This window comes from Variovorax sp. dw_954, from assembly GCF_018449755.1.
Classification (GTDB): Bacteria; Pseudomonadota; Gammaproteobacteria; order Burkholderiales; family Burkholderiaceae_C; genus Variovorax.
On sequence record NZ_JAAVVD010000003.1, the window covers coordinates 150,215 to 175,754 of the forward strand.

The following is a 25,540-nucleotide window of genomic DNA, read 5'->3' on the forward strand; positions in this document are numbered from 1 at the left end:
ACCAAGACTGACCAGATATGACTCAATACATCGACGTCCAGGATGTCGCGGAACTCGTCAAGCGCGAAGGCCTTCCCAGCGTGATCGGCGCCATGGCCGGCTACATCGAATCGGACTACCGCGACTGGGAGAACTTCGACAAGTCCGCGCGTGTCGCAAGCCACTCGACGGTGGGCGTCATCGAACTCATGCCGACCGCCAACGAGGCGCTGTATGCGTTCAAGTACGTCAACGGCCATCCGCAAAACACCTTCAGCGCGCTGCCGACGGTGATGGCCTTCGGCGTGCTCGCCGACGTCGGCACCGGCTTTCCGTTGCTGCTCAGCGAGATGACGCTGCTCACCGCGATCCGCACCGCCGCCATGTCCGCGCTGGCGGCCAGCCGCCTGGCGCGCAAGTCCTCGCGCGTCATGGCCATCATCGGCAACGGTTCGCAGAGCGAGTTCCAGGCGATCGCGTTTCATTCGATGCTCGGCATCCGGCAGGTTCGCCTGTACGACACCGACCTCGAGGCCTCGCAGAAGCTGAAGCGAAACCTTGCGGCGTTCCCGGAGCTCGAGGTGACGATTGCACTGACCGCCGAGCAGGCCGTGCGGGGCGCCGACATCGTGACGACGGTCACCGCGGACAAGACCAATGCCACCATCCTGCGGCCCGAGATGCTGGAGCCCGGCATGCACATCAACGCGGTGGGCGGCGACTGCCCTGGCAAGACCGAACTGCATCCCGACGTGTTGCGGGACGCGCGCGTGGTCGTCGAATACGAACCGCAGACAAGGATCGAAGGCGACATCCAGCAGATGCCGGCGGACTTCCCGGTGACCGAGTTCCACCAGATCCTCTCGGGGGCGCAGCCGGGCAGGGACAGTGAGCAGCAGGTCACGGTGTTCGATTCGGTCGGCTTTGCGCTCGAAGACTTCTCCGCGCTGCGGTACCTGCGCGACCTCGGGCAGCGCCATGGCGTGGGGCGCGAGTTGAACCTCATCCCTTCGCTGGTCGACCCCAAGGACCTCTTTGCCCTGGTGCGCCAGGAGCCATCGACTGCCAGGGCGACGGACAGGCTGTCCGGCGCCACGGCCCCTGCGGCGATGGCCTGATTCGCCCACCGCTTCGAAGGAAAGCTCGCCCCATGCGCCATGTCCACGAAGTCATCGATGTCGCGCCGGTGCGCGAACTGAGACGCCGGCTTCATGCCTGCGCCGAACTCGGCTATGAGGTCCACCAGACAGCACAAGTCGTTTGCGAAGCGCTCGAATCCTGGGGCGTCGAAGTCACGCGCGGCATCGGCAAGACCGGCCTCGTCGGCACGCTCGCCGGCCGCCCGGGCACGACGGCCATAGGCCTCCGCGCCGACATGGACGCGCTGCCGATCCACGAGGCCAACACCTTCGCGCACCGCTCGCGCAACGACGGCGTCATGCACGCGTGCGGGCATGACGGCCACATGGCGATGCTGCTCGGGGCCGCGCGCTACCTCGCCGCGCATCGCGATGAATTCAGCGGCACGGTGCACTTCATCTTCCAGCCGGCGGAAGAGGGCGGCGCGGGCGCCAGGGCCATGATCGAGGATGGGCTGTTCGAGCGCTTCCCGGTGGATGCGGTGTTCGGCGTGCACAACTGGCCCGGCCTGCCCCAAGGCAGCATTGCGCTCCGCCCGGGTGGGCTGATGGCGTCGAGCAACCTGTTCAAGGTCCAGGTGCAGGGAACCGAGTGCCACGCGGCCATGCCGCACAACGGCGCCGATGCCCTGCTCGCAGCCTCGCAGATCGCGTTGTCGCTGCAGACCATCGTCTCGCGGCGTTTGCGGCCCATCGACAGCGCGGTGCTGTCGGTGACGCAGATCCATTCGGGCAACGCCGATGGCATCGTGCCCGGCTCGGCATGGCTCAGCGGCGCGGTGCGCACGTTTGACAGCGCAGTCACGGACGCCATCGAGAAGCGCATCGACGAGGTCGCACGCACCGCGGCTGCCACCTTCGGCTGCACTGCGCAAAGCAGCTTCTTCCGCAGCTACCCGCCGACCGTCAACGACGCCTTCGAAGCGGACTACGCCGCGCAGGTCGCCACCCAGGTCGTCGGCGCAGACAACGTCATCGTCAACTGCGAGCCGACCATGGCCTCGGAGGACTTCTCCTTCATGCTGCAGGCCAGGCCGGGCTGCTATGCCTTCATCGGCAATGGCGCGGCAGACCAGAGCATCGACGGCAGGGCGGCAGGGCCCTGCGAACTCCACAACGCCAGCTATGAGTTCAACGACGAACTCATCCCGGTCGGCGTGCGATATTTTGTGCGGCTCGCCCGGTCATTCGGCGAGCGTGCAAAGCGCAAGAGCGCCTAGACGCTTCATTTCTAAAACCAGAGACAAACCACCCAGAGCCCCAAGGAGGACATCCCCATGCAACGACGCAATCTCATCAAACTCGGCGCCGCCGCGGCGACCGGCATCACGCTCGCCGGCGTTCCATTGCACCTGCTGGCCGCCGGCAAGCGCGGTGGCGTGATCAATGCGGTGGTGCAGCCCGAGCCGCCCGGCCTGATGCTGGGCATCACGCAGAACGGGCCCGCCGCGCTGGTCGCCAGCAACATCTACGAAGGCCTGCTGCGCTACGACGACAAGATCAACCCGATGCCCGCGCTGGCAACGTCTTGGACGGTGAACAAGGAAGGCACGGTCTTCACCTTCAAGCTCAAGCCCGGCGTCACCTGGCATGACGGCAAGCCCTTCACCTCGGCCGACGTGGTGTTCTCCGCGGACGTGTTCCTGCGCAAGACGCATGCACGCCTTCGCAACAACCTCGCGGCTGTCGAAAGCATCAAGGCGATCGATCCGCTCACGGTGGAGTTCAAGCTCAAGTATCCGTTCGCGCCCTTCCTCTACATCTTCGATGCCGCCGGCATGCCGATGGTGCCCAAGCACATCTACGACGGCACGGACTTCCTCACCAACCCTGCCAACGCCAAGCCGATCGGCACCGGCCCCTTCCAGTTCAAGGAGTGGGTCAAGGGCTCGTACATCCACCTGGTGGCAAACGACAAGTACCACGTAAAGGACCAGCCGATGGTCGAGAGCGTGTACTTCCACGTGATCCCGGATGCGGGCGCGCGCGCGGCGGCCTTCGAGTCCGGCAAGATCGACCTGGTGCCGGGCGGGGCGGTCGAGTACTTCGATGTGCAGCGACTGGCCAAGCTGCCGGGCTGCGCCGTCACCACCAAGGGCTGGGAGTTCTTCGCGCCGCAGTCGTGGATCTGGGTGAACAACCGCAAGGCGCCAATGAACAACGTCAAGTTCCGCCAGGCACTGATGCACGCCATCGATCGCGAGGCGCTGTGCAAGGTGGCGTGGCAGGGTTTCGCCAAGCCCGCGACCGGCCCGTTCAACAGCAGCGTCAAGTTCTACAGCGCCGACGTTCCGAAGTACCCGCGCAGCATCGACACCGCCAAGAAGCTGCTGACCGAGGCCGGCTACAAGGGCGAGACGATCCGCCTGCTGCCCATTCCCTATGGCGAGACCTGGAACCGCTCCGCCGAGATCGTGCGGCAGAACCTGTTGCAGGCCGGCCTCAAGATCGAGATGTCGGCGACCGACGTGGCCGGCTGGAACCAGAAGCTCAACGACTGGGACTACGACCTGGCCTTCACCTTCCTCTACCAGTACGGGGACCCGGCGCTGGGCGTGGCGCGCAACTACACCTCCGGCAACATTGCCAAGGGCTCGCCCTTCAACAATGTCGAGGGCTACGAAAACCCGAAGGTCGATGCGCTGTTCGACAGCGGCGCGAAGGAGGTCGACCCGGAGAAGCGCAAGGCCATCTACCACGAGGTGCAGAAGATCCTGCTGGAAGACGTTCCCGTGGCCTGGCTCTACGAGATCAACTTTCCGACGCTCTACCGCACCAAGGTCAAGGACTTCATCAGCTCCGGCGTGGGCCTCAACGACAGCCTGGGCGGCGCGTCCGTCTCGTGATGACGCAGCAGTCGCACCGGCGGCCTGATGGAGGCCGCAGATGAAGCGCGTGCAGTTCCTGCTCACGCGCGTGCTGCAGGGGATGGTGGCGCTGCTGCTGATCGCCATCGTCAACTTCATGCTGGTGCGCGCGGCGCCTGGCGACCCGGCCTCGGTGCTGGCGGGCGAGGCCGGTGCCACCGACCCGCAGTTCGTGGCGCAGTTGCGCGAGCAGTTCGGGCTCGACCAGCCGATGACCACGCAATTGGCCACCTATGTCGGCAAGGTGCTGCATCTGGACCTGGGCTTCTCCTATCGGCAGCAACAGCCGGTGCTGGACCTGATCCTGGACCGGTTGCCCGCAACGCTGCTGCTGACCGGCAGCGCCTTCGTGTTGTCGCTGCTGTTCGGCGTGACGCTCGGCGCGCTGTCTGCCCGGAAGGTCGGCACGTGGGTGGACAGCGCCATCACCGTGGTCGCGCTGGTCTTCTACGCGATGCCACCCTACTGGCTGGCGTTGATGGCGGTGCTGGTGTTCTCGGTGCAGTTCGGCTGGCTGCCGGGCTTCGGCTTCAGCACCGTCGGCGCGGGCTTGAGCGGCCTGGCACTGGCCCTCGACATCGGCAAGCACCTGGTACTGCCCTCGCTCACCCTGGCCCTGTTCTACATGGCGGTGTATGCGCGCATGACGCGCGCCTCGACGCTCGAAGTGGCGCAGATGGACTTCGTGAAGACCGCGCGCGCCAAGGGCGTGCGGCCCAACCGCATCCTGCGCGCGCACGTGCTGCGCATGCCTTGCTGCCGGTCGTCACGCTGGCGGGCATCCAGGCCGGCGGGCTCATCGGCGGGGCGGTGCTGGCCGAGACGGTGTTCGCCTGGCCGGGCATCGGCCGGCTGATGTTCGATGCGCTGCTGCAGCGCGACTACAGCCTGCTGCTGGGCGTGTTCCTGGTCACGGCCGCGATGGCCGTGCTGTTCAACCTCATCACCGACCTCGTCTACACGCTGGTCGATCCACGCATCGAGATCTGAAATGAACAGTGCATTCTGGCGGCGCTTTCGCCGCAACAAGGGCGCGGTGATCGGGGTGGCCGTGCTGGCGCTGGTGGCTGTGGTCGCGCTGGTCGGACCATCGCTTGCGACGAACGACCCGTGGGCCATGGTCGAGCAGCCGTTCCTGCACCCGTGGAGCGAGCCCGGCCTGGCTCTGGGCACCGATGCGCTGGGGCGCGACGTGCTGGCGGGCGTGGTCTACGGGGCGCGCATCTCCTTGCTGATCGGCCTGGTCTCCACCGTGGTCGCGCTGCTCATCGGCGTGACGGTGGGTGCGCTGGCGGGCTATTTCGGCGGCTGGGTCGACGTGGGGCTGATGCGCTTCACCGAACTGTTCCAGTCGGTGCCCAGCTTTGCGCTGGCCATCGTGCTGGTCGCGATCTTCCAGCCCTCGGCGTATTCGATCGTCACCGCGATCGCCATCGTCTCCTGGCCGCCCGTGGCGCGGCTGGTGCGCGGGGAGTTCCTGACGCTGCGGCAACGCGACTTCGTGCAGGCCGCCATGCTGGCCGGCGAGTCGACGCCGCGCATCATGCTGACGCAGATCCTGCCCAACGCCATGTCGCCGATCATCGTGATGGCCTCGCTGATGGTGGCGACGGCGATCCTGCTGGAGTCCAGCCTGAGCTTCCTCGGCCTGGGCGACCCCAACCAGATGAGCTGGGGCTATATGGTGGGTGCGGCGCGCACGGTCCTGCGCCAGGCCTGGTGGATGGCGGTGTTTCCGGGGGCGGCGATCGTGCTGACGGTGCTGGCGCTGAACCTGGTGGGCGAGGGACTCAACGATGGCCTCAACTCGCGCCTGGACGGGAGGAGCAAATGAGCGGCAAACCAGCCAACCCGGTCCTGCAACCGGTGCTCGAAGTCATCGGGCTGAGCATCTCGCTGCCCAGGGGCGCCGACCGCGCGTTGGCCGTGACGGAGGCAAGCCTGTCGGTGATGCCCGGGCAGACCTTGTGCGTGGTCGGCGAGTCGGGGTCGGGCAAGTCGATGATCGCCAACTCGGTCATGGGGCTGCTGCCCAGGCCGCACGTGCAGCCGGTGGCCGGCCAGGTGCTGTTCGAAGGCGTGGACCTGTTGAAGCTGACCGAGGAGCAGATGCGCGAACTGCGCGGGCGGCGCATCGGCATGATGTTCCAGGAGCCCATGACGGCCCTGAACCCGGTCATGCGCATCGGCGACCAGATCGGCGAAGTCTTCGATGCGCACGGCCACGTGCCGGCGCAGGAGAAGCGGCGCCGCATCCTGGCGGCGCTGGCCGACGTGGGGCTGCCCGAGCCGGAACTGATCATCGACGCCTACCCGTTCCGTCTCTCCGGTGGCCAGCGGCAGCGCGTGATGATCGCCTGCGCGCTGGTGCTGGAGCCTTTGCTGCTGATCTGCGACGAGCCCACCACCGCGCTCGACGTGACCACGCAGGCGCAGATCCTGAAGCTGATGCGCGAACTGCAGCAACGGCGCGGCACGGCCATCCTGTTCATCACGCACGACTTCGGCGTGGTGTCGGAAATCGCGGACCAGGTGGTGGTCATGCAGACCGGGCAGGTGGTCGAATCGGGTCCGGCGCGGCAGGTCCTCGACGCGCCGGCACACCACTACACACGCAAGCTGATCGCGGCGATTCCCACGGGCTTGGCCGAGCGCGCCACGCCCGGCGGCGATGTGGCCGACGTGCTGAAGGTGGTGGACCTGTGCAAGACCTACCGGTCCGGCAACGGCCTGTTCAGGAAGGGGCGCTCGGTCCAGGCGGCGCGCAACATCAGCTTCAACCTGCGACGCGGCGAGACGCTGGGGATCGTGGGCGAATCCGGCTCCGGCAAGTCGAGCGTGGGCCGCTGCCTCGTCGGGCTGGCGCCGTACGACAGCGGGCAGATCCTGTTCAACGGCAGGCCGCTGCCGCGAGGGCCGGCTTTCCGGCGCGAAGCGGGCGGCAAGATCCAGATGGTGTTCCAGGACCCGTATGCCTCGCTCAACCCGCGCCATCGGATCGGCGCGGCGATTGCGGGCGGGCCGATCGCGCAGGGCGTGGACAAGGCGGAAGCCATGAAGCGCACGGCGGAGCTGCTGGCGCTCGTCGGCCTGCGCGCCGATGCGGCGGAACGCTACCCGCACGAGTTCTCCGGCGGACAGCGGCAACGCATCGGCATTGCCCGCGCCCTGGCAATGCGGCCCGAACTGCTGGTGGCCGACGAGCCGGTGTCAGCGCTCGATGTGTCGGTGCAGGCCCAGGTGCTGGAGTTGTTTGCGCAGGTGCGCGAGCAGTTTCACTTGGCGATGGTGTTCATCACGCATGACCTTCGGGTGGCCGGGCAGATGTGCGACCACATCGCGGTGATGCAGCGCGGCGAGGTGGTGGAGTACGGCGAGACGCACCGCGTGCTGGGCGATCCGCAGCATGCCTACACGCAGAAGCTGATCGAGGCGGTGCCGCGGCTGGCGGCGGTCGCGCCGGCGTGATATTCAGGGCTTGACGCCCTGCTTGACGAGCCATTGGTCGATCAGGCCGGCGATCTGGTCGGAGTTGCGGTCCATCATCAGCATGTGCGTGTTGCCCTTGATGCCCAGGTCGGGCAGCACGATACGGTCGCCGATGCCGCCGGCCGCGATCAGGTTGCCGCGGAACTTCTCCTGCTGGGCCGCGATGCGTCCCCAGAAGGGGAACTTGCCGAGGTTGTCGCCCCACACCCAGAGCATCGGCACGCCCTTGACGCGCGCGAAGTCGAAGGTGTCCGGGTTGGACGAGCCCGATGTCTCCACCGCCACCAGCGCCTTGACCTTGTCCGGGTACTTCAACGCCGAGTTGAACGCGAAGTTGCCGCCCTGGCTGTGCACCACGATCACGCACGGGCAGACCTTGTCGACGTAGGCGTCGTAGGCGGCCTGCGTGGCCGCATCGTTGGTGCCCCAGCGCGGGATCGACTGCTTGGTGAACTGGTCGAAGGCGGCAATCGGGAACTGCGTGCCCGGCAAGGCCGTGCGCTGTGCCGGGTCGGTGTTGTAGGAATCGGTGTCGCCGATGCGGAACAGTTCCCAGGCTTCCTTCTTCGGACGGAAGAAGGGCTCGCTCTTGAAGATCTCCGGGTAGCGCGCCCACGATGCGCGGCCGCGTTCGACCGCGTCGCTGATGTAGACGTCGTAGCCGGCGCGCAGGAAGTAGCTCTCCCAGCCGGGCTTGCCGTCGGGCTTGGTCTCGAAGGTGGTGCCGGCTAGGCCGCCGCCGTGCCACAGCAGCAACGGGTACCTTGCCTTCGGGTTGGCCAGCCGCGTGTACCGCGCATAGAGGGCCTCGACCTCGAAGTCGCCATTCGGATTGAGCTTGAGCGGCGGTGCGCCGGGCGTGAAGGTCAGTTCCTTCTCCGGCAGGCCCGAGAGCGTGACCGCGCGGCCGCCGACATGGAAGCTGCCGACCTCGGTGACCTGCAACGCAGGCGCGGCGCAACCGAGCAAGGCAGCAAGCGCCACGCAAGCCGCGGCGAATTGGAAGGCTCTTTTCTTCATGGTGACTCCGGTCGAGGGAGCCATCATCGTTCAAGTGCCTTCGCGCTGCTCGACGTGGGAAGGAATCAGGACCTTCTCCGGGGGCAGCCGGGCGCCGGCGCGCTTCGCTGGCGCCGCGTTCGCGATGGCGCCCGCGCTGTCGACGGGCGCAATCCTTCCTTCTTCTTCAGGGTGATGGGAAATTCGCGCGCTCAGGTAGTGAGTTCGCCAATCATGGCCGCGTCGAGCACGCTATTGGCCGGATGTCCGTTCTGCGCTTGCCAGGTCTTGACCAGGTTGGCAGAGGTCTGGCCGAAGACACCGTCGGCGTGGATATCGACACCGCGATCGGAGAGCCCGAGTTGCACCAGGCGCACGTCCAGCCCGCGCGCCAACGGCGCCTGCAGCGCGATCGGCCGCGATCCCGGGTGCGGACCGTCGTAGCAGCCCGGTGGCATCGCGGCCAGGGTCGCCGCCGAGATTTCCTGGCTGCGCACCAGCAGCGGCAGCCCGAGCGCCCAGAAGCCCTGGTCGATCAGGCGCTTGAAGGCGTCCATGCGGTAGACCGTGGGGCGCAAGTCCGCGCGTACGTTGTTCTCGAGCCAGTCTCGCCGGGTGGCGACGTACGCGGTGATCCAGGCGCGTTCTCCGATGGCGTCCGGTGCGCCGGCAGACTGCGTGGTGCGGTCGCGCATGGCAGCCCACGCGCCTTGAACGAAGCCGTCATAGACCACGGTGGTCGCCAGCGGGCTGTTCAGTCCCAGCTTGCCGGCCGCGCGCAACGCGGGCTGCCAGTAGGTCTGGTCGAAGAAGATGTCCTGCGTCTCGCGCATGACCGGATCGTCGGCGGTGGCACGCAGCACGTTCTGCAACTTGAGGTCGTTGTCCAGGGAATGGTCGATGGCCACGAAGCGCGGCAGCGACGGCTTGAGTCGCGCGCCGAACCGGGCGCCCAGGTTCGCACAGTATTTCTGCAGCAGCAGCGCCAGGTTTCCCGAGCCCAGCGTGGTCTGCGAGCGACCGAAGGTGAGGTGGCCCGTGTCGCCGGCAATCAGCGTCACGTTGCCGTAGTCGCCGAGCACTTCGCCCGTCTCGAAGATGTTGACGATGGCCTTGCCCGCGGCCACCTGCGTGGGAGTGATGGCGGCTGTCACGCCGGCCGCCGGGGCAGCCTGTGCGCGGGCCGGGGCGGTCGCAGCCGCAGCCGATGCGGCGACTTCTTCGAATGTCAGGATGCAGCGGCCCGGGCGCGCGGGGTCCGGGGCGCAGCCGGTGACGTGAAAGCCGATCTGCTCGGTGTCCTGCGTTCTTGCGGCGCAGTCTTCGCAGGGGATGTTGCGGTTCATGGGAGCTCCTTCTACGCAGGGGATGGACGACCGGCGAGCCCGCAGACGTATTGACGGTGCAGGTTCATGCGCAGGGTGGTGTCTGGCGAATCGGCGTTGATTTCCACGAGGAACATCGTGTACCTGTTACGGGCTGCGGCCGGGGTCATGGTGGCGAAGTCGCCGACCTTTGCTTCCTTGTCCAGCACGCCGAGGGCGTCCGCGTTGTTCCATACCTTGGGCAATTGCGCGTCGCTCAGGCTGGCCAGGCAACTCAAGGTGACCAGCGCAGCCCGGCTCTGCGTGCGCTCTTCCAGCCGATAGGCATCCAGTGCGGAATTGGCCTTGGACATGAACACCCTGCGCACTTCAGGCTGTCGCGCGAGATCGGTGGCGACGCTGCCGGTGGCGAACAACTGGCCCGCGCCGAACTGCGTGGCCTGTGCCGACGTGCCGTCCACATCGGACTGCAGTGTCGCCAGGACCGATGGGAAGGCGCCGTCGGTCACCGGAATGACCGAGAGTTCCTTGCGCTTGTAGCCCAAGGTGAAGGTCGACGTGCTGCCGCTGGCTTCGAAGCCGAGTTTCAGCCCGAGGGTGGTCGAGGTGCCGAAGAACATCGGCTTGAAGTTGCCTGTCAGCGCCGGGTCCGGCGAAGTTTTCACGTTCGGGTTGGCCAACACCCGGGCGGCGTCGCCGGTCGCGTAGACCTGCTTCACCTGCCGGTCCAGGAGCTTGCCGTTCGTGGTGAAGGTTGCCAGCACGGGCGGCACGGCGCTGGTGTCGTAGCGGGGGCCGAAGTAGCCCTCGACGCGGTCGTAGGCGATGCTGGCGGTGGGGGGCGTCTGCTCGACATCGATGGCGAGCGAGGACTTGGTCACGAAGACCACCGTGTCGGGTCCGGTGGCGCAGGCTGCCAGCAACAGCGAGACCAGGAGGCCGGGAAGGGCATGCAGGCATTTCATCGCGATGTCTCCAGGTGAGCCGCCCGTACCGGTGCAACGCACACGTCGTTGCGCAGGAAGCCGAGCGTGGTGTCGCCGTATCCCAGGACGAGGGCGTTGCCGGCCTCTGCCTCGGTCCACGTCAGCCCGACCGTGCGCACGTTCAGGGTCTCTGCCGCAGCCTGCGGATTCATCGGCGGGAGCGTCAGGACCATCGCACCCACGATGTGCCGGTTTCCTTCGCTGTCGACCCACACGTGCGCGCAGCCAGCCAGCAAGGCCAGGCCGGCAACAGTTGCCAGTCGACGCAGGGTCTTGCTGGAATCAGGCTCCATGCGGCCATTACATCCATGGCGGGTTGCGGTGCCATCCTCACAAGAGGTGAGATTCGGCCGGGACCGACACCTGCCGAAAGCTCAGGAGTTCATACGACTTTGCAATCAAGCGCAGAACAAGGCGGAGCGCCGCAGACAGTGCTGTAGCACGGCAAGGCGATCCAACGCAGTTATGCGTTTGATTGCGAAGTCGTCAGTCGATGCGCCGCTGCCACGCCGCGAACAGCCCTGCCGCCAGCGCGATCGCCGCGATCGCGGTGAAGCCGTCCATCGAGGCCATGAATGTCGCCTGTTGCTCCAGCATGCGCTGCAAGGTGCCAAGCGCCATCGCATGCGCCTGCGACACAGCATGTCCCGAGGCCTCGAAGCCTCGCGTGAGCGCATCGACGGCCTGCATGAAATTCGCGTTCGCAGGCGTCGTCGTCTCGCTCAGCCGCACTTCGTGCACCGCCAGCCGATGCTGCTGCAACGCGATCACGCTCGATGTGGCGAATGACATGGCAAGCTGCCGCATCAGGTTCTTCAGCCGGTAGCCGTGCGCGAACTCCTCGCCCGCGAACTGCCGAAAGGTGAGGTTGGCCACGGGCAGCACGATGAACAGCATCAAGAGGCCGCGCAGCACCAGCGGCCCGACCAGCGCGACCTCGCTGGCCTCGGGCGAGAGGTGCGCCATCCAGAAGCCCGCGATGGCCGCGACGCCGAAGCCGGCCACGATCAGCCACTTCTTGCGCGTGAGCCGCGAGGCGTAGCGCAGGTAGACGAACAGCGGCAAGCCGGTCACCAGCGCGATCGTGCCTGTGAGGTAGCCCGCTTCGCTCACCGTGTAGCCGTAGCCGCCTTCCATCAGGCGCGGCAGCAGGTAACTGAAGGCCGTCGAGAGGTAGTAATAGACGACGTACAGCGCCAGGCCCACCTGGAAGGTCTTGTTCTGCAGCGTGCGCATGCGAATGATCGGCGCGGGATGCTTCCACTGCCGGACCGCGAACCAGCCGAGCCCGGCCAGCCCTGCGATGGCCATGCCGACCATGGCCGGCGAGCCGGAGAACAACTCGAAGTGCGTGCGCGTCAGCACCACTTGCAGCGCGGCCTGCGCCAGTGCGAACACCAGGAAGGCCACATGGTGGGGCTCGGTGCGCTGCTGGAAAGGCACATCGCCCACGTCAGGCACCGACCACAGCACCAGCAGCCCCACGCCCACGGCCGGGATGGCGGTGCACACGAACAGCCAGCGCCATTCGAAGCCGGCCACCAGCCAGGCGCCGAGGATCGGCGCGAGCCCCCCGCCGAAGACGACCAGCGTCATCAGCGACTTGAGGGCCTTGGGTCGGCCGGAGGCGGGTAGGTTGTTCTGGATCAGGATGCGGCAGGCGCCGAGCATCGGGCCGATGAAGTAGCCCTGCAGCGACCGCGCGAGCGTGAGCTGCGCCGAGTTGTCGCACAGCGCGGCGCCGAAGCCGCCGAGCGCGAACATGAACATGCAAATGGCCAGGTAGCGGCGGTAGCCGATGCGTTCGACCCACGCATGTTGCTGCAGGATGCCCAGCACCGCGAACAGGGCGTAGGCGCTGGAGGCCCAGACCAGTTCCTCGGGCGACGCGTTGACGCCCGCGGAAATGTAGGTCGCGAAGAAGGCGAACAGCGCCGCGTCGAAGTAATCGAGCGCGACCACGAGGCCGATCGCCCACGGCATCGCCGATGAGGCGCTGATGCGCTGCGGCTTCATCGCGCCGGCCCGCCGCGGCGGAGATGCGCCAGCGCGGCTGCCGGCGCCTCGCCTGCGAGGCGGCGCTCCACGTACTGCTGGTCGCGCTGGAGTTGCGCGTGCAAGGCGGAGGCTTCCTTGAGTTCGCGGCGGACCTGCGCCATGCGGGCATCGAGCGCGGCGATCTGTTCGCCGAGCGTGTCGTGCAGCTTGCGCAGCGACGCCTCGGACAGCGCCGACGAGCCACCTTCCGGCGCTTCGTCCACGGGCTGCTGGAGCATCGCGGTGATGACGGTGAGCGAGAAGCCCAGCGACTTCATGCGCAATGCGCGCGCGAGCTTCTCGAGGTCGGCCGCTTCGTAGAGGCGGTAGCGGCCTTCGCTGCGCATGGGCACGACGATCCCGCGCTCCTCGTAGTACTTGAGGGTGCGCGGCGTTACGCCGAGCCGGGCTGCGGCTTCACGGACGGTGACGGGTGGGGCTGCTTCCTTGATGGGCATGGCCGATTCGCTCCTGGCGGGAGCAAGTCTAGCACAACATATACGTGAACGTACAGGTTTGGGTGAGGCGGCCCCGCCGTGTTGTCGCGCGTCCGACGATGGAAAACCGGCGTCCCACATCGGGGCTGCGGGCACTACTGTTGCTAATTGTTAACCCTAGCCATCCCAAAACTTCCCGTCGATATAGTTTGATTGGCGAATCAAATTGTTTTCATCGAGGTGGGCGCGACCACCGGGAAGAGGCAGATGACAGGTCTCCAGCTACGCACACAGAAGTCCGCTGAACGCGCCAGCGTCCACGGCGTCCACTCGCTGGACCGCTTCGTCTTCACCGTGCCGGACCTCGACACGGCGGTGCGCTTCTACGATGCCTTCGGCCTGCAGTTGCGGCGTACGAACGGCCAGCTCGACCTGCGCACCTGCGGCCATCCGCACACGTGGGGGTCAGTCTTCCAGGCGCCGGGGCCGAAGAAGCTGCAGTACCTGCGCTTTGCCTGTTTTGCCGAGGACTTCGACGCCATCGCCGCACGCATCGATGAACTGAAACTCCCGCCCTGCGCGCCGCATCCACTGGGCAACGACGAAGGCCTCTGGCTCATGCATCCGGACGGCTTTCCGGTGCAGGTCGTGGTGGGGCCGAAGAGCATGGCGGATGCGCGCAGCACACCCATCGTGGCGGACCCGGTGCCGGTGGGTACGGGCGCATCGCTCGCGCGCTCGCGCATTCCCAAGGTGCATCCACGCCGCTTGTCGCATGTGCTGCTGTTTTCGCCGGACGTCGCCGCCGCCGCGGACTTCTATGAGAAGGCGCTGGGCCTGCGCGTCTCCGACCGCTCGGCCGACATCATCGTGTTCCTGCATGGTGCGCATGGCAGCGACCATCACATGATCGCGATGGCCAAGTCGAACGGACCGGGCCTGCATCATTCGAGCTGGGACGTGGGCAGCGTCGACGAGGTGGGGCGCGGCATGGAGCAGATGCTTGCGGCTGGCCACACCGAGGGCTGGGGCGTGGGCCGGCATGTGCTGGGCTCCAACTATTTCTACTACGTGCGTGACCCGTGGGGCAGCTACGCCGAGTACTCCTTCGACATCGACTACGTGCCCGGCGACTTCGACTGGACCTCGGCGGACCACCCGCCGGAGGACTCGTTCTACGCCTGGGGTCCGAAGGTGCCGGAAGAGTTCGTCACCAATTTCGAGATCCAGGGCTGAAGCCCGCGCGGTCGAACAGGCCGCATTCCCCCATTTCAAGGAGACAAGCATGACCATGGACCGTCGTTCATTCGTGGCCGCTGCCGGCTCGATCGGCGCGCTCGGCGCGAGTTCGCTGCTCGGGGGCAACGCCGGGGCGCAGCCCGCGGGCGCGCCGATTCGCATCGGCGGCACGCTGGCGCTCACGGGACCGCTGTCGGCGACGGGCCTGGTGCACAAGCTCACTGGCGAGATCTATGTCGACGGGCTCAACAAGCGCGGCGGCCTGCTCGGCCGGCCAGTGGAATGGGTGCTGAAGGACGACCAGTCGAAGACCGACCTGGCGCGCACGCTCTACGAGCAACTCGTCACCTCCGACAAGGTCGACCTGCTGATCGGCCCCTACGCGACGGGCAACATCCTGGCGGCGATGGGCGTGGCGGAGCGCTACAACAAGACGCTGGTGCACCACACCTTCGGCATCCCGAACCTGGCGAAGTACGCGCAACAGTTCCCGGCCTGGTCGATCGGGCCGGACCCGGAGAAGACCTTGCCGGCGCTGGTGCTGGACGCGCTCAACAAGACGGCGCAGCCGCCGAAGACCATCGCGGTGGTCACGAGCAAGTTCCCGTCGGTGCACTTCGTTGCGCTGGGCGCGCGCGAGGTGGCGAAGCAGCGCGGACTGAATGAAGTGCTGTTCCTCGAATGGGACTTCGGCAACCGCGACTACGGCCCGATCGCCGGGCGCATCAAGGAAGCGAACCCGGATTTCATCTGGACCGGCGCGATCGGCCTGGAGGGCACGCAACTGCTCGATGCGATGAAGAAGATCGACTATGCGCCGCGCCTGCACTTCTATCACTTCCCTTCTCCGGCGCCGATGCTGAAGGCGCCGGAGGCCAACGGTGCGCTCTCGATGACGATCTTCGAGGACCATCCGCCGTTCACCAGCAACCCTGCCGCCGCCGAGTTCGTGAAGGTCTACCGCGAGCGTGCCACGCAAGCCAACCTGCCGGACACGACCGTCGAGACGCAGGCCGCGGCCTCGTTCACCGCCTGGCAACTCATCGAGGCGGCGGTGGTCGCCACCAAGGGCATCGACGACAAGGCGATGGCCGCCTGGCTCAAGGCGAACCAGGTCGACACCATCCAGGGCAAGCTGCGCTTCAACGAGCGCGGCAACTTCGGCGCCGACCTGAGCAAGGTGAAGCAAGTGCAGAACGGCAAGTGGGTGACGGTCTGGCCGCCCGAGTGGGCCGCGCCCGGCGCGAAGCTGGTGACCCGAAGCACGTAGCCGAGCCCGGATGAACCTTCCCAGCGCCACGCTGCTGGCCCAGTCGGTTCTTGCAGGCCTGTTCACCGGCGCGCTCTACGGCTTGCTGGGACTGGGCCTGAGCCTGTCGTGGGGCCTGCTGCGGCAGATCAACCTGGCGCATTTCGCACTGGCCTTCCTGGGTGCGTACCTGACCTACGAGCTGTCGAGCCGGTTCGGCATGGACCCGCTGCTCACGCTCGCGATCATCGTGCCGCTGTTCTTCGTGCTGGGGGTGGCCTTGCACGCGCTGCTGACGCGCTTCCGCGTGAGTCCGTTCAACTCGCTGCTCGTGACCTTCGGCGTGACGGTGATCATCGAAGCGCTGATCCAGTGGGTGTGGACTGCAGACTTTCGCAAGCTCGAATCGAGTTACGCGGAGCACAAGCTGCGGCTCGGACCGCTGTTCCTGCCGGTGCCGGAACTGATCACGCTGGGCCTGGGCGTCGGGATTTCATTCGCGGTGTGGCTCGTGATGAGCCGCACCGACCTCGGCAAGGCGATGCGCGCCGCGGCGGAAGACGCGCCGATCGCCGCGGCCTTCGGCGTGAACCAGAATGCGCTGGCCCTGATGCTCTCGGGCCTGAACGCGGCGCTCGCCGGCGTGGCGGGCGTGTGCATCGCGCTGGCCTACACGATGTCGCCTTCGCAGATCTACGCGTGGATCGGCGTGGTCTTCGCGGCGGTCATGCTGGGTGGGCTGGGCCGGCCGTTGGGGCCGCTCATCGCCGGCTGCATCATCGGTGTGACGGAGGCGGTCACCATGGCCGTCACCGCGCCTTCGTGGGCGCCGCTGGTGTCCTTCTCGCTGCTGATGGCCGTGCTGCTGGCGCGGCCGGGGAGGGTGGCTTGAGGCGTTCGCTGTTGCTGCTGTTCGCCGTGGGCGCGGTGTTGGCCGTGGTCCCGTGGCTGCGCCTGCCCGCCTTCTATGAATCCATCCTCTACCTGGTGCTGCACTGGATCGCGCTGGCGACCTCGTGGAACCTGCTCTCGGGTTACTCGGGGTACTTCTCCTTCGGGCATGGCGCGTTCTTCGGCATCGGCATGTACACCACGGCCACGCTGGCGACGCGCTTCGACGTGCCCTTCCTCTGGACCTTGCCGGCAGCGGCCGTGGCTGCCGCGCTGTTCGGCTCGCTGCTTGGCGCCGTCGCGTTCCGCGTGCAGGCCGTTCGCGCGGAGCTGTTCTCGCTGCTGACGCTGGCCGCGACCTTCGTGGTGGCCACGATCATCCTCAACACGCCGATCGATGGCGGGCCGGGCGTGTCGATGGCCGGCGTTGCGGTGCCGGCGATCGGGCCGACGGCATCGGGCACCTTCTACCTGCTTGCGCTGGCTGGCGCGCTGCTCGCGGTGGTGGCGGCGCTGGTCGTGCATGGCTCGCGCTTCGGCACCGGCCTGTTTGCCATCCATGACGACGAGGACGTGGCGGAAGTGATGGGCGTGCCCACTTTCCGCTACAAGCTGGGCGCCTTCGCGCTCTCCTGCGGGCTGGCCGGCTTGGTGGGCGGCGTGCATGCGCTGTTCATCTCGTACGTGACGACCGGCGACACCTTCACCATCGCGATGCCGCTCACCGTCATCCTGATGGCGGTGCTGGGCGGCACGCGCCATTGGGCCGGGCCGATCGTCGGCGCTACCGCGATCACGCTGCTGCTCTATGCCTTCACCGGCAGCGAGAGCGCGGTCATCGGCAAGGGGCTGACGGGGTTGGTGCTGATCGTCGTGATCCTGTTCATGCCGGAGGGCTTGCTGGGGCAGGCGCTGAAGTGGTGGGGGGCGCGGCGCGGGCCTGCGACAGCGGGGCGCAAGGTCGCTGCAATGTCGACGACGCAACCCGTGTCAGAAGCGGATATGGCCTCCGCAAGATCGCTGACGCAGCCCGCATCGCCCGCGCCGCAGACCGGCGAGGTGCTGTTGCGCGCACAGGGCGTGCACAAGTCCTTCAAAGGTGTGCAGGCGCTGCGCGGCGTGGACCTGGAAGTGCGGCAGGGCGAGATCCTTGGCCTGCTTGGGCCCAACGGGTCGGGCAAGTCGACTTTCATCAACGTCGCCAGCGGCCACTATGCGGTGAGCGCGGGCAACATCGAGTTCGCGGGACGGCGCATCTCCGGCATCCCGGCCCACCGCATCGCGCATGGCGGCATGGCCCGCACCTACCAGATCCCGCGGCCCTTCGCGCACCTCATGGTGCTGCAGAACGTGGCGCTGCCGGCGATGTTCGGCGCCGCATCGCTGGACCGCCGCGCGGCCGAGGACGAGGCTTGGCAGTGGCTGGCCTTCACCGGCCTGACCGGGCGGGCCCATGCGTTGCCGGCCGAACTCAACCTGCACCAGCGCAAGTTCCTGGAATTCGCCCGCGCCCTGGCCGCGCGGCCGCGGATCCTGATGCTGGACGAGGTGCTGTCCGGCCTCACGCCTTCGGAGATCGACGAGGCCGTGGCGCTGATCCGGCGCATCCGCGACCAGGGCGCGACCATCGTCTTCGTCGAGCACGTCATGCGTGCGGTGATGGCGCTGTGCGACCGCGTCGTGATCTTCAACCGTGGCGAAGTGCTGGCCGAAGGCCTGCCGGCCGAGGTGATGCAGCGGCCCGCCGTGGTCGCGGCTTATCTCGGCCAGGCGAAGGAAGCGGGTTTGCCGACAGCAGCGGGCTTCGACCCGGAGCCGGCCCATGCTTGAGCTGCATTCGATCCGCGTCGCCTACGGCCAGGCGGTTGCGCTGTGGGATGTGTCGCTGAGCATTGGCGCTGGCGAACTGCTCTGCGTCGTCGGCCCCAACAGCGCCGGCAAGAGCACGCTGATCCATGCCATTGCCGGGCTGCACCGCATCGGCGCCGGGCGCATGGTGTTCGAGGGGCAGGACATCTCGCGGCTGGCGCCGCATCGCTTCTGCGCGCGGGGCATTGCGCTGGTGCCGGAAGGGCGTCGGCTGTTCACCGGGATGACGGTGCGCGAGAACCTGGAGATCGGCAGCTACCTGCCCGCGGCGCGGCGCGAGCGTGCGCGTTCGCTGGCTCGCGTGTGCGAGCTGTTCCCCGTGCTCGCCGAAAAGCTGTCGCAGCCGGCCGGTGCGCTGTCCGGCGGCCAGCAGCAGATGGTGGCCATCGCCCGCGCGCTGATGGCGCAGCCCCGGCTGCTCCTGCTCGACGAGCCCTCGCTCGGCCTGGCGCCGAGCATCGTGCTCGACATGTTCGAGGCGATACGTCGCATCCACCAGGACGGCATCTCCGTCCTGCTGGTGGAGCAGAACGTCAGCATGGCGCTGGCGATTGCACAGCAGGCCGCCGTGCTGGAAGAGGGGCGCATCGTGGCGGTCGGGCCGCCCGATGAGCTGATGGCGCGGCCGGAATTGCGACGTGCCTATCTTGGGCTGGAGGCCGCGAGCGCTTGATGGGGGCGGGCCGGGCTTGGCCCGGCGCTGGGGGTTCTCGAGTCGATGTGGCTTTGCCATCTCGACGCGATCCCCCCGCTCTCAACTCGGCGCGCCGCGCTGCAGCAAGGTCTTCAATTCGCCGCTGTCGATCAGCTTCTGCACCTCGGTCGCGCCGCCGACCAGCACGCCCTTGACGAAGACCATCGGGAAGGTCGGCCAGCCGGTCCAGATCTTGAGCGCATTGCGGTCGCGCCACTGGCTCAGGTAGCTGCCGTACTCCAGGTACTTGTAGGCTTGCCCGGCCTGGTCCAGCGCCTTGCGCGCTCTCCGGGGATGCGGGTTCATCGCCATGCCCACCACGACCACGTCGTTGGAAGCGATCGCGGCCACGACCTCGCGCACGAGGGTCTGGCGGCTCTCGGCCACCTTGGTACGGATGGCGGGGTGGATGTGGGCTTCGTCGAGGACGGGGCGGGGCATGGGCGGCTTTCAGGGGTTGAGTGACTGTGCCGCGCGCAGACGCGAGCGCCTGGGTGGCGGCAGCAGGCAGCATTTTGGCGTCCGCGACCTCCGTTTGCATCGCGTGCCGTTGCCGCCGCCTTGTCACTTTCCCGTGCGACACCGACCCGGCCACGGGTCCGTCGCTGTTGGCCCTCTGGCGCCCGGCCGGCGCCTGAAAGCGCCTTACTCGAAGAGCACTTCCGCCACGACCGGCGCGCCAGGCGAATTGGTGTCCGCGTTGGCCAGCGTGTCACCCTTGCGGAACCAGTAGCGGCAGCCCGTGCGCTTGACCATCGTCACACACATCTGCCCGTCGTCGCGAATGGCCCAGGTGCCGCTGGCCTTGCCCATGCCGGAGCGCGACGCGTCGACCGTGCCGTCCGCGTGGTAGGCCCAATGTGACACCGCGCCGCTCTGCAGGTTCTTCGACAGGATCGCCTTGCCGACCAGGCTTTCCTGGATCTCGCCCTTGTTCAGGTAAGTGCGGTCTTCGGCGACCGCCGGGATCGGATGCAGCAGTGCGCCGAGTGCTGCCACCAGCGACAGCATGCAGGTCGTCCAGAACAGGAAGCGCGAAGAGAGTTTCATGGGCCGTGCTCCGAAGTGGATTCGCGCCGGTTGCGCGACTTGGGTGCGGGCAAATTTAGTCGTCCTGTCCTCTTTGAAGGAGTGCAGGCTGCATAGGGGTCATGTGACTTTTGTCACTTTCCGTGGCGCAATGGCGGCGCGGTGTATCAGGCGTGATGCACTCGTGCTTTCATGTACCGCGAATGGGTGATGTACCGGACCCTGAATGGGTCGCGACTTTGCTGTGCACTTGCTGACCGGGAGGGCTTGTGATGGCGCACGGTGGCTACCCCGTCTCCCGCCTGCGGGAGAGGGCCGGATTGAGGGCATGCCCCGCCGCCGCGCCCCTCAGCGCCGATTCCCCAGCACCAGTATCGACACCCCCGAAGCGACAAACGTCGCCCCCGCCCCGAAGTTGAGCCAGCTCGTCGCCTTCGGCCGTCGCTCCAGCCATCCGGACAGCCTGGCCGCATAGCTGCCCAGCACCGAGAAGATGATGGCCGTCACCACCGCGAAGATCGCGCCGTAGACCAGCATCTGCACCGTCACCGAGCCGCGCGACGCGCTGACGAACTGCGGGATGAACGCCAGCACGAACAGCCCCGGCTTCGGGTTGAGCACGTTCGACAGAAGCCCCGTCGCGAACACGCGCGGAAGGCTCTGCCGCGCGGCCGGCGTGAAGGAGATCAGATTGCGCGAGGCCAGCGCCTTGAACCCCAGCCACAGCAGGTAGGCCGCGCCAATCAATTTGACCGCCCAGAAGGCTGCAGGCGACGCCTGGATCACCAGCGTCAGCCCCAGCGCCGCGGCCGTGGTGTGGACCATGATGCCCAGCCCAGCGCCAATCGATGAAAGCACCGCCGCGCTCCGCCCCTGGCTGAGCCCGCGGCTGATCGCGAGGATGTTGTCCGGCCCTGGCGCGATCACGACCAGCAGCACGGCGAAGAGGTAGGCGGCGAGGACTTCGGTGGGGAACATCTCAGACTCCGTGACCGGCGTAGTGCGCACCGGCGATGACGAAGGGCAGCACCAGTTCCGGAACGAGATAGCCCAGCCAGACCGCGGCCGGCTTCGGCAACCCGACCTTGCTGATCGACAGCAGTCGCCCGCAACCGGCCAGCAGCACGCCCAGCGCCAGCAGGTAGACCAGGGTTCCTTGCTGCCGGATCGTGATGCCGGCCCAGAGGCTGATGAGCCCCGTCGAGAAGTACACCCCGGCCATGAAGCGGTGCACGTTGTCCAGCCGTGGCTCGGTGTGCGGCTGGCCCAGCACCATCTGCAAGGTGCCCCCGGCCATGGCAATTGCCGCCACCAGGAACAATCCGATGCGCACGACCCATTGGCTCGCGAGCAGCGCTTCGCTGTCGGGCATGGCGCGGGACTCAGTTCATGAAGACCGTGTCGTCCTTCGGCTGCGGCGGTATCTTGATCGCAATCGCCTTGACCGGTCCGCTCGTCACGATCGAACCGCCATGCGCCATGCCTTTGGGAATGATGATCAGCGTGCCCGGCTTGAACTCCTTGCGTTCATTGCCGAGCCACATCGCGCCGGTTCCCTCGATGATGTACTGGATCTCATCCGTCTTCGGATGGTTGTGCTTGGCGACGTTGCCGGACTGGATCGCGATGGTGGCGTTGTCGGTGCTCACCAGGCCCTTGGAGTTCATCTCGGGCAGCGGCGTTGTGGGCAGGTCGCCATGCTTGATCGCCATCAGGTCGATCACCATCGGCTGCAACGGCGCCGCCTGCGCATGCGCCTCGCCGATCAGGTGATGGGCCGTCGGTGCGACGACGATGCCGGCAACGAATGCAACGGCAATGAGTAGACCCAGGGTTGTCCTGTGAAGGCGCATGCAGACCATCCTTTCTTCGCGTGCGGATATTCGCGAAGGAAGTATGCGTTCGGCACCGGGCCGCGCAAGAGGGCGTTCACCCCCTTCACTCCCTTCACTCCCACTCCCGCGCGCGGGAGTGGGCCGGGGTCGGGATTCACCAGATCCCCTTCGCCATCCTCTCGCGTCGAGCCAGTTCCCTCTCGCTCGGCGCGGCGCTCGCGAACGAACCGGGCTCTATATCGCCGCTCGGCAAATAGGTGCTCATCACCACGCCGCTCGTCGAGAGCTTCGACCGGACAAGCCGAAGCGCCGATGGCCTGGCCGTCTCGCCGAAGAGCCGCTTGCCTCGTCCCAGCACCACCGGAAAGGTCCACACGTTGTACTCGTCGATCAACGAAGCGGCCTGCAGCGTTTGAATCAGGTCGCCGCTGCCGATCATCTGGAGGTCCGGGCCCGGCGAGGCCTTGAGCGCGGTGATCGCCGGGACCACGTCTGCATCGAGCAGGACCGAGTTGTTCCAGTGCAGCGTTGTCAGCGTGCGCGAAGCCACATGCTTTCTTGCTGCATTGAGCGTCTTCGCGATCGGGTTGTCGTCTGGCTGGTAGGGCCAGTACGCCTCGAAGATCTGATAGGTCTTGCGCCCCAGCACCAGCTCGCGATCCTTTCCGTCGAAGCCTGCCTCGGAGATGTCCATGCTGTCGTCCGCGTAGCTGAACATCCAGCCGCCAAGGCTGAACCCACCCGTGGGGTCTTCCTCCGGCCCGCCCGGCGCCTGCATGATTCCGTCGAGCGAGGCGAATGTGGATGCGATGAGTTTTCTGGCCATGATGGAAACGCTCCTGTCCTCAGCGGGTGGCTCGTTCGCCGACTTTAATGTCGCGCGCAGTTTTGGCTACCCTGTCGACTCATAGCGCATCGCCAACCCCGGACTTCCTCGTTATGAATGGCATGGCGGGAGGGGGCAGGTCACACATCCTCCAGGCCGGCTACGACATCCGGACGGTCCAGGATCTGGTCGGCCACAGTGCCGTGAGCACCACCATGATCTACCCGCACGTGCTCAACAAGGGCGGGCGCGGCGTGCTTAGCCCGCTCGACACCCTCTGAAGATCACTTCCTGGTGAACACCAGCACCGAGTTCGTCCCGCCGAACGCGAACGAATTGCTGATGGCCGCTTCCAGCCGCGGCGCGCTGGCGCCGGGCTCGCGCACCAGGTTCAGGCCGCCGCATGCCGGCTCGACGGTGGCGCAGTTCGCATTGGGCGGCAACGCTCGGTGGTGCAGCGCCAGCACCGTCACGACGGCTTCCAGTGCGCCAGCCGCGCCGAGCAGGTGGCCGTGCAAGGCCTTGGTCGAACTCACGCGCAGATCGCCAAAGGCCTCGTCCTCACCCCAGACGGAAGCCAGCGCATCGCGCTCCACCACGTCGCCGATGCGCGTGGCCGTGCCGTGTGCGTTGCAGTACCCGACGTCCCGGGGCTGCAGCCCGGCCTGTTTCAGCGCGGCGCGAATGGCGCGGGCCTGGCCCGTGGCGTCGGGCTTGGTCAGGTGCGTGGCGTCGCAGCTCATGCCCCAGCCGGCCAGCGTCGCATAGCTGCGGGCGCCTCGCGCCCGGGCGCGCTCGGCCGATTCCAGCACGATGAACGCGGCCCCTTCGCCCAGCGCAAAGCCGCTGCGATCGGCCGCGAAAGGCCGCACCGCCGAAGCCGCCTCGCCGGGCTGGAAGGTGGCGAGCGTCTGCATCGCCTGCCAGGCCAGCACCACGCCGGGCACCACCAGCGCCTCGCTGCCGCCGGCAATGGCCACGTCGATCTCGCCGCGCTGTATCGCCTTGGCTGCTTCAGCAATGGCGATCGCGGACGAGGCGCAGGCCACGGAGTAGGTCAACACCGGCCCCTGCACACGCTGGCGCAGCGCGATGTGCGAGGCGGGCGCGTTGGGCATGAAGGCCGGGATGGTCAGCGGCGGCACACGTCCGCCACTGCGGTAGGCGGACTCGAGCGCCGTGGCCCCACCCATGCCGCAGCCCGCGTAGATGCCGATGCGCTCGGCGTCGACATGGATTTCGTTGCTGCGGTCGGACAAGCCCGCATCGCGCGTGGCCAGGTCGGCCGCGGCCACTGCAAGCTGGCTGACCCGGTCGACGCCGGCCAGTTGCAGCTTGGTGAACCAGCGCGTCTCGTCGAAGGCCACGGTGGCTGCGGCGGCGGGCTTGGGCAGTTCCGGAAAGACTGGCCGCACCGCGGATTCGCCGCGCATCAGTGCCTCGAACATCGCCTGGGCGTCCGCGCCATGCGGCGCCATCACACCCAGGCCGGTGACGTCGACCCGCACGTTCACGTTGTCTGCGCGGCCTTGAGCTGGTCGACCAGATCGGCCAGCTTGGCCAGCGTGTCGACGTCGGTGTCGGCATCGGGCATGGTGATGCCGAACCTGTCTTCGATCGCGAACACGAATTCCACCAATGCCAGCGAATCAAATCCCTTGTCGCGCAAGGAAGTGGTCGGGTCGAGCGTGGAAGTGTCGATCCCGTACTTCTCGTGGATCAGTTCCTGCAATTCTTTCAGCGAACTCATGCCTGTATCGCGTGGCCACCGAGCGAGGCCAGTTAGTCATTGATAACGGATGATATCCGTTCAGACCGTGAGGGCTTCCATCCGATGGGGGGTGGGACGCCAGTGCAACGAGGGCAGCGCGAAAGCCAGGCCCAGGAGCGCGCCGGCCAGGGCGTCGAGCGCCACGTGCTGCTTGACCGCCAGCGTCGAATACACGATGGCCATGAACCAGAGTGCGTTCGCCAGCCGGAAGGCGATCGGCGTGCGCGCCTGCCGGAACACGTCGTCCAGCCGCAAGGCCGTGAACATGGCCGCCGCCACATGCATCGAGGGGCAGGCGTTGCCCGCCGCGTCGACGCCCTGCAGCATGGCAAAGCCGGCATAGCCCGAGACGTCGAAGGCCAGCGGGGGCACCGCGGTCGGCCACACGTAGAACAGGGCCAGGCCGGACAGGCATAGCCCGCCCACCCAGAGGCCATAGACCACAAGCTCGGCAAAGTTGCGCTGCAAGCCGGGCGCAACGCCCACGTAGAGCCAGAGCGACAGGTACGCGCCCAGCCATTGAGGTCCGAACGGGATCAGGTGGTCCAGCGCGGTCAGCGGCATCTCCGTCACGGAATTGACCGGATGGCGCAGCAGGTGGAAGTAGCCGATGAAAAAGAGCCAGGTGAAGGTCGTGGTGCCCACGAGCTTCAGCCAGAACAAACTGCGAAAGCGCAGCCACATCTCGGCTTTCCAGGGCGGTGGGGCGGGGATGCCAAACGAGTCTGTCGATGGATTCATGTGCGTGGTCGAGCCTGCCCGAGCATATGCCGAACGCACGACAACAAGCTGACGGCGTGGCATGCAAACCCCTTGGGCGCCCAAGCCCATTTAAGAAATTCTGAGTAATCCCTTAGGCATTTCTTAGCAGCGCTGCGG

Annotated in this window: 25 protein-coding genes and 2 pseudogenes; 12 read left to right on the plus strand and 15 right to left on the minus strand. The window is 67.0% G+C overall.

All coding sequences use genetic code 11. The features are described 5' to 3' along the window. Nucleotides 1–17 precede the first annotated feature (17 nt). From HB681_RS06795 to HB681_RS06820, 6 genes and pseudogenes are all read left to right on the plus strand, one after another. Nucleotides 18–1,097, plus strand: a complete 1,080-nt coding sequence (locus tag HB681_RS06795; RefSeq protein ID WP_213954037.1) for an ornithine cyclodeaminase — start codon at nucleotides 18–20, stop codon at nucleotides 1,095–1,097. Between the two features lie 32 nt (nucleotides 1,098–1,129). Further along, on the plus strand, nucleotides 1,130–2,338 hold the full coding sequence (locus HB681_RS06800) for a M20 aminoacylase family protein (protein WP_213954038.1): 1,209 nt from the start codon (nucleotides 1,130–1,132) through the stop codon (nucleotides 2,336–2,338). Nucleotides 2,339–2,395: 57 nt separating this feature from the next. Continuing rightward, complete coding sequence (locus HB681_RS06805; protein WP_213954039.1) at nucleotides 2,396–3,964, plus strand: ABC transporter substrate-binding protein; 1,569 nt, start codon at nucleotides 2,396–2,398, stop codon at nucleotides 3,962–3,964. Between the two features lie 40 nt (nucleotides 3,965–4,004). After that, nucleotides 4,005–4,975: pseudogene (locus HB681_RS06810) on the plus strand (ABC transporter permease). A 1-nt stretch (nucleotide 4,976) separates the two neighbouring features. After that, nucleotides 4,977–5,819 (plus strand): ABC transporter permease, encoded by an 843-nt coding sequence (locus tag HB681_RS06815; protein ID WP_213954040.1) that lies wholly within the window; start codon nucleotides 4,977–4,979, stop codon nucleotides 5,817–5,819. After that, complete coding sequence (locus HB681_RS06820; protein ID WP_213954041.1) at nucleotides 5,816–7,453, plus strand: ABC transporter ATP-binding protein; 1,638 nt, start codon at nucleotides 5,816–5,818, stop codon at nucleotides 7,451–7,453. Before HB681_RS06815 ends, HB681_RS06820 begins: the two co-directional genes overlap by 4 nt. Before the next feature lie 3 nt (nucleotides 7,454–7,456). On the opposite strand, the gene HB681_RS06825 is transcribed toward HB681_RS06820, so the two are convergent. The 6 genes from HB681_RS06825 to HB681_RS06850 all read right to left on the minus strand — a co-directional run bounded on the left by HB681_RS06825 (nucleotide 7,457) and on the right by HB681_RS06850 (nucleotide 13,279). Next, the gene (locus HB681_RS06825; protein WP_213954042.1) at nucleotides 7,457–8,494 is read right to left on the minus strand and encodes an alpha/beta fold hydrolase; all 1,038 of its coding nucleotides are present in this window, start codon (nucleotides 8,492–8,494) and stop codon (nucleotides 7,457–7,459) included. Between the two features lie 191 nt (nucleotides 8,495–8,685). Then, the gene (locus HB681_RS06830) at nucleotides 8,686–9,819 is read right to left on the minus strand and encodes a peptidoglycan-binding protein (RefSeq protein WP_213954043.1); all 1,134 of its coding nucleotides are present in this window, start codon (nucleotides 9,817–9,819) and stop codon (nucleotides 8,686–8,688) included. Between the two features lie 11 nt (nucleotides 9,820–9,830). Next, complete coding sequence (locus tag HB681_RS06835; protein WP_213954044.1) at nucleotides 9,831–10,763, minus strand: hypothetical protein; 933 nt, start codon at nucleotides 10,761–10,763, stop codon at nucleotides 9,831–9,833. Beyond that, nucleotides 10,760–11,077 (minus strand): hypothetical protein, encoded by a 318-nt coding sequence (locus HB681_RS06840; protein ID WP_213954045.1) that lies wholly within the window; start codon nucleotides 11,075–11,077, stop codon nucleotides 10,760–10,762. The genes HB681_RS06835 and HB681_RS06840 overlap by 4 nt, the downstream gene beginning before the upstream one ends. A 193-nt stretch (nucleotides 11,078–11,270) precedes the next feature. Further along, nucleotides 11,271–12,800, minus strand: a complete 1,530-nt coding sequence (locus tag HB681_RS06845; RefSeq protein ID WP_213954046.1) for an MFS transporter — start codon at nucleotides 12,798–12,800, stop codon at nucleotides 11,271–11,273. Then, nucleotides 12,797–13,279 (minus strand): MerR family transcriptional regulator, encoded by a 483-nt coding sequence (locus HB681_RS06850; protein ID WP_213954047.1) that lies wholly within the window; start codon nucleotides 13,277–13,279, stop codon nucleotides 12,797–12,799. Before HB681_RS06850 ends, HB681_RS06845 begins: the two co-directional genes overlap by 4 nt. A 246-nt stretch (nucleotides 13,280–13,525) precedes the next feature. Here HB681_RS06850 and HB681_RS06855 point away from each other — a divergent pair, with 246 nt between their 5' ends. From HB681_RS06855 to HB681_RS06875, 5 genes are read left to right on the plus strand one after another with little or no spacing between them, the layout of a single operon-like run. Further along, nucleotides 13,526–14,494: a VOC family protein gene (locus tag HB681_RS06855; RefSeq protein WP_213954048.1), complete on the plus strand. Its 969-nt coding sequence runs from the start codon at nucleotides 13,526–13,528 to the stop codon at nucleotides 14,492–14,494. A 49-nt stretch (nucleotides 14,495–14,543) separates the two neighbouring features. After that, the gene (locus HB681_RS06860) at nucleotides 14,544–15,767 is read left to right on the plus strand and encodes an amino acid ABC transporter substrate-binding protein (RefSeq protein ID WP_213954049.1); all 1,224 of its coding nucleotides are present in this window, start codon (nucleotides 14,544–14,546) and stop codon (nucleotides 15,765–15,767) included. Between the two features lie 10 nt (nucleotides 15,768–15,777). Then, a complete protein-coding gene (locus HB681_RS06865; RefSeq protein ID WP_256354341.1) occupies nucleotides 15,778–16,638 on the plus strand; it encodes a branched-chain amino acid ABC transporter permease in 861 nt (286 codons plus the stop codon). Next, the gene (locus tag HB681_RS06870; RefSeq protein ID WP_213954050.1) at nucleotides 16,635–18,467 is read left to right on the plus strand and encodes a branched-chain amino acid ABC transporter ATP-binding protein/permease; all 1,833 of its coding nucleotides are present in this window, start codon (nucleotides 16,635–16,637) and stop codon (nucleotides 18,465–18,467) included. The genes HB681_RS06865 and HB681_RS06870 overlap by 4 nt, the downstream gene beginning before the upstream one ends. Further along, on the plus strand, nucleotides 18,460–19,179 hold the full coding sequence (locus HB681_RS06875; protein ID WP_213954051.1) for an ABC transporter ATP-binding protein: 720 nt from the start codon (nucleotides 18,460–18,462) through the stop codon (nucleotides 19,177–19,179). Before HB681_RS06870 ends, HB681_RS06875 begins: the two co-directional genes overlap by 8 nt. An 81-nt stretch (nucleotides 19,180–19,260) precedes the next feature. On the opposite strand, the gene HB681_RS06880 is transcribed toward HB681_RS06875, so the two are convergent. The 6 genes from HB681_RS06880 to HB681_RS06905 form a co-directional block, all read right to left on the minus strand. Next, nucleotides 19,261–19,641, minus strand: coding sequence for a glutaredoxin domain-containing protein (locus HB681_RS06880; protein ID WP_213954052.1), 381 nt, complete (start codon nucleotides 19,639–19,641; stop codon nucleotides 19,261–19,263). 204 nt (nucleotides 19,642–19,845) lie between these two features. Then, nucleotides 19,846–20,250 (minus strand): hypothetical protein, encoded by a 405-nt coding sequence (locus HB681_RS06885; protein WP_213954053.1) that lies wholly within the window; start codon nucleotides 20,248–20,250, stop codon nucleotides 19,846–19,848. A 327-nt stretch (nucleotides 20,251–20,577) separates the two neighbouring features. Further along, entirely contained in the window at nucleotides 20,578–21,207 is a 630-nt protein-coding gene (locus HB681_RS06890) for a LysE family translocator (RefSeq protein ID WP_213954054.1), read from the minus strand. A gap of 1 nt (nucleotide 21,208) precedes the next feature. Beyond that, entirely contained in the window at nucleotides 21,209–21,601 is a 393-nt protein-coding gene (locus HB681_RS06895; protein WP_213954055.1) for a DUF4345 family protein, read from the minus strand. Between the two features lie 10 nt (nucleotides 21,602–21,611). Then, nucleotides 21,612–22,082 carry a cupin domain-containing protein gene (locus HB681_RS06900; protein ID WP_213954056.1) on the minus strand — a complete coding sequence of 157 codons (471 nt, stop codon included), beginning with the start codon at nucleotides 22,080–22,082 and terminating at the stop codon, nucleotides 21,612–21,614. Nucleotides 22,083–22,218: 136 nt separating this feature from the next. Further along, complete coding sequence (locus HB681_RS06905) at nucleotides 22,219–22,890, minus strand: dihydrofolate reductase family protein (protein ID WP_213954057.1); 672 nt, start codon at nucleotides 22,888–22,890, stop codon at nucleotides 22,219–22,221. Nucleotides 22,891–23,030: 140 nt separating this feature from the next. Here HB681_RS06905 and HB681_RS06910 point away from each other — a divergent pair. Further along, a pseudogene (locus HB681_RS06910) lies at nucleotides 23,031–23,171 on the plus strand (tyrosine-type recombinase/integrase); the annotation flags it as partial. Between the two features lie 3 nt (nucleotides 23,172–23,174). Here HB681_RS06910 and HB681_RS38690 read toward each other — a convergent pair. The 3 genes from HB681_RS38690 to HB681_RS06925 are packed head-to-tail and all read right to left on the minus strand — an operon-like array spanning nucleotide 23,175 to nucleotide 25,402. Then, on the minus strand, nucleotides 23,175–24,404 hold the full coding sequence (locus tag HB681_RS38690; protein WP_213954058.1) for a beta-ketoacyl-[acyl-carrier-protein] synthase family protein: 1,230 nt from the start codon (nucleotides 24,402–24,404) through the stop codon (nucleotides 23,175–23,177). Further along, nucleotides 24,401–24,640 carry an acyl carrier protein gene (locus HB681_RS06920; RefSeq protein ID WP_213954059.1) on the minus strand — a complete coding sequence of 80 codons (240 nt, stop codon included), beginning with the start codon at nucleotides 24,638–24,640 and terminating at the stop codon, nucleotides 24,401–24,403. The genes HB681_RS38690 and HB681_RS06920 overlap by 4 nt, the downstream gene beginning before the upstream one ends. Nucleotides 24,641–24,700: 60 nt before the next feature. Beyond that, nucleotides 24,701–25,402, minus strand: a complete 702-nt coding sequence (locus tag HB681_RS06925) for a phosphatase PAP2 family protein (RefSeq protein ID WP_213954060.1) — start codon at nucleotides 25,400–25,402, stop codon at nucleotides 24,701–24,703. Nucleotides 25,403–25,540 lie beyond the last annotated feature (138 nt).

Coding starts and splice junctions, on each gene's coding strand:
- HB681_RS06925 (WP_213954060.1), bottom strand. CDS start 25,402: ATGAATCCATCGACAGACTCGTTTGGCATCCCCGCCCCACCGCCCTGG.
- HB681_RS06800 (WP_213954038.1), top strand. CDS start 1,130: ATGCGCCATGTCCACGAAGTCATCGATGTCGCGCCGGTGCGCGAACTG.
- HB681_RS06885 (WP_213954053.1), bottom strand. CDS start 20,250: ATGAAACTCTCTTCGCGCTTCCTGTTCTGGACGACCTGCATGCTGTCG.
- HB681_RS06825 (WP_213954042.1), bottom strand. CDS start 8,494: ATGAAGAAAAGAGCCTTCCAATTCGCCGCGGCTTGCGTGGCGCTTGCT.
- HB681_RS06880 (WP_213954052.1), bottom strand. CDS start 19,641: ATGCCCCGCCCCGTCCTCGACGAAGCCCACATCCACCCCGCCATCCGT.
- HB681_RS06815 (WP_213954040.1), top strand. CDS start 4,977: ATGAACAGTGCATTCTGGCGGCGCTTTCGCCGCAACAAGGGCGCGGTG.
- HB681_RS06865 (WP_256354341.1), top strand. CDS start 15,778: ATGAACCTTCCCAGCGCCACGCTGCTGGCCCAGTCGGTTCTTGCAGGC.
- HB681_RS06805 (WP_213954039.1), top strand. CDS start 2,396: ATGCAACGACGCAATCTCATCAAACTCGGCGCCGCCGCGGCGACCGGC.
- HB681_RS06860 (WP_213954049.1), top strand. CDS start 14,544: ATGACCATGGACCGTCGTTCATTCGTGGCCGCTGCCGGCTCGATCGGC.
- HB681_RS06795 (WP_213954037.1), top strand. CDS start 18: ATGACTCAATACATCGACGTCCAGGATGTCGCGGAACTCGTCAAGCGC.
- HB681_RS06820 (WP_213954041.1), top strand. CDS start 5,816: ATGAGCGGCAAACCAGCCAACCCGGTCCTGCAACCGGTGCTCGAAGTC.
- HB681_RS06840 (WP_213954045.1), bottom strand. CDS start 11,077: ATGGAGCCTGATTCCAGCAAGACCCTGCGTCGACTGGCAACTGTTGCC.
- HB681_RS06900 (WP_213954056.1), bottom strand. CDS start 22,082: ATGCGCCTTCACAGGACAACCCTGGGTCTACTCATTGCCGTTGCATTC.
- HB681_RS06845 (WP_213954046.1), bottom strand. CDS start 12,800: ATGAAGCCGCAGCGCATCAGCGCCTCATCGGCGATGCCGTGGGCGATC.
- HB681_RS06850 (WP_213954047.1), bottom strand. CDS start 13,279: ATGCCCATCAAGGAAGCAGCCCCACCCGTCACCGTCCGTGAAGCCGCA.
- HB681_RS06920 (WP_213954059.1), bottom strand. CDS start 24,640: ATGAGTTCGCTGAAAGAATTGCAGGAACTGATCCACGAGAAGTACGGG.
- HB681_RS06855 (WP_213954048.1), top strand. CDS start 13,526: ATGACAGGTCTCCAGCTACGCACACAGAAGTCCGCTGAACGCGCCAGC.
- HB681_RS06905 (WP_213954057.1), bottom strand. CDS start 22,890: ATGGCCAGAAAACTCATCGCATCCACATTCGCCTCGCTCGACGGAATC.
- HB681_RS06895 (WP_213954055.1), bottom strand. CDS start 21,601: ATGCCCGACAGCGAAGCGCTGCTCGCGAGCCAATGGGTCGTGCGCATC.
- HB681_RS06875 (WP_213954051.1), top strand. CDS start 18,460: ATGCTTGAGCTGCATTCGATCCGCGTCGCCTACGGCCAGGCGGTTGCG.
- HB681_RS06835 (WP_213954044.1), bottom strand. CDS start 10,763: ATGAAATGCCTGCATGCCCTTCCCGGCCTCCTGGTCTCGCTGTTGCTG.
- HB681_RS06830 (WP_213954043.1), bottom strand. CDS start 9,819: ATGAACCGCAACATCCCCTGCGAAGACTGCGCCGCAAGAACGCAGGAC.
- HB681_RS06890 (WP_213954054.1), bottom strand. CDS start 21,207: ATGTTCCCCACCGAAGTCCTCGCCGCCTACCTCTTCGCCGTGCTGCTG.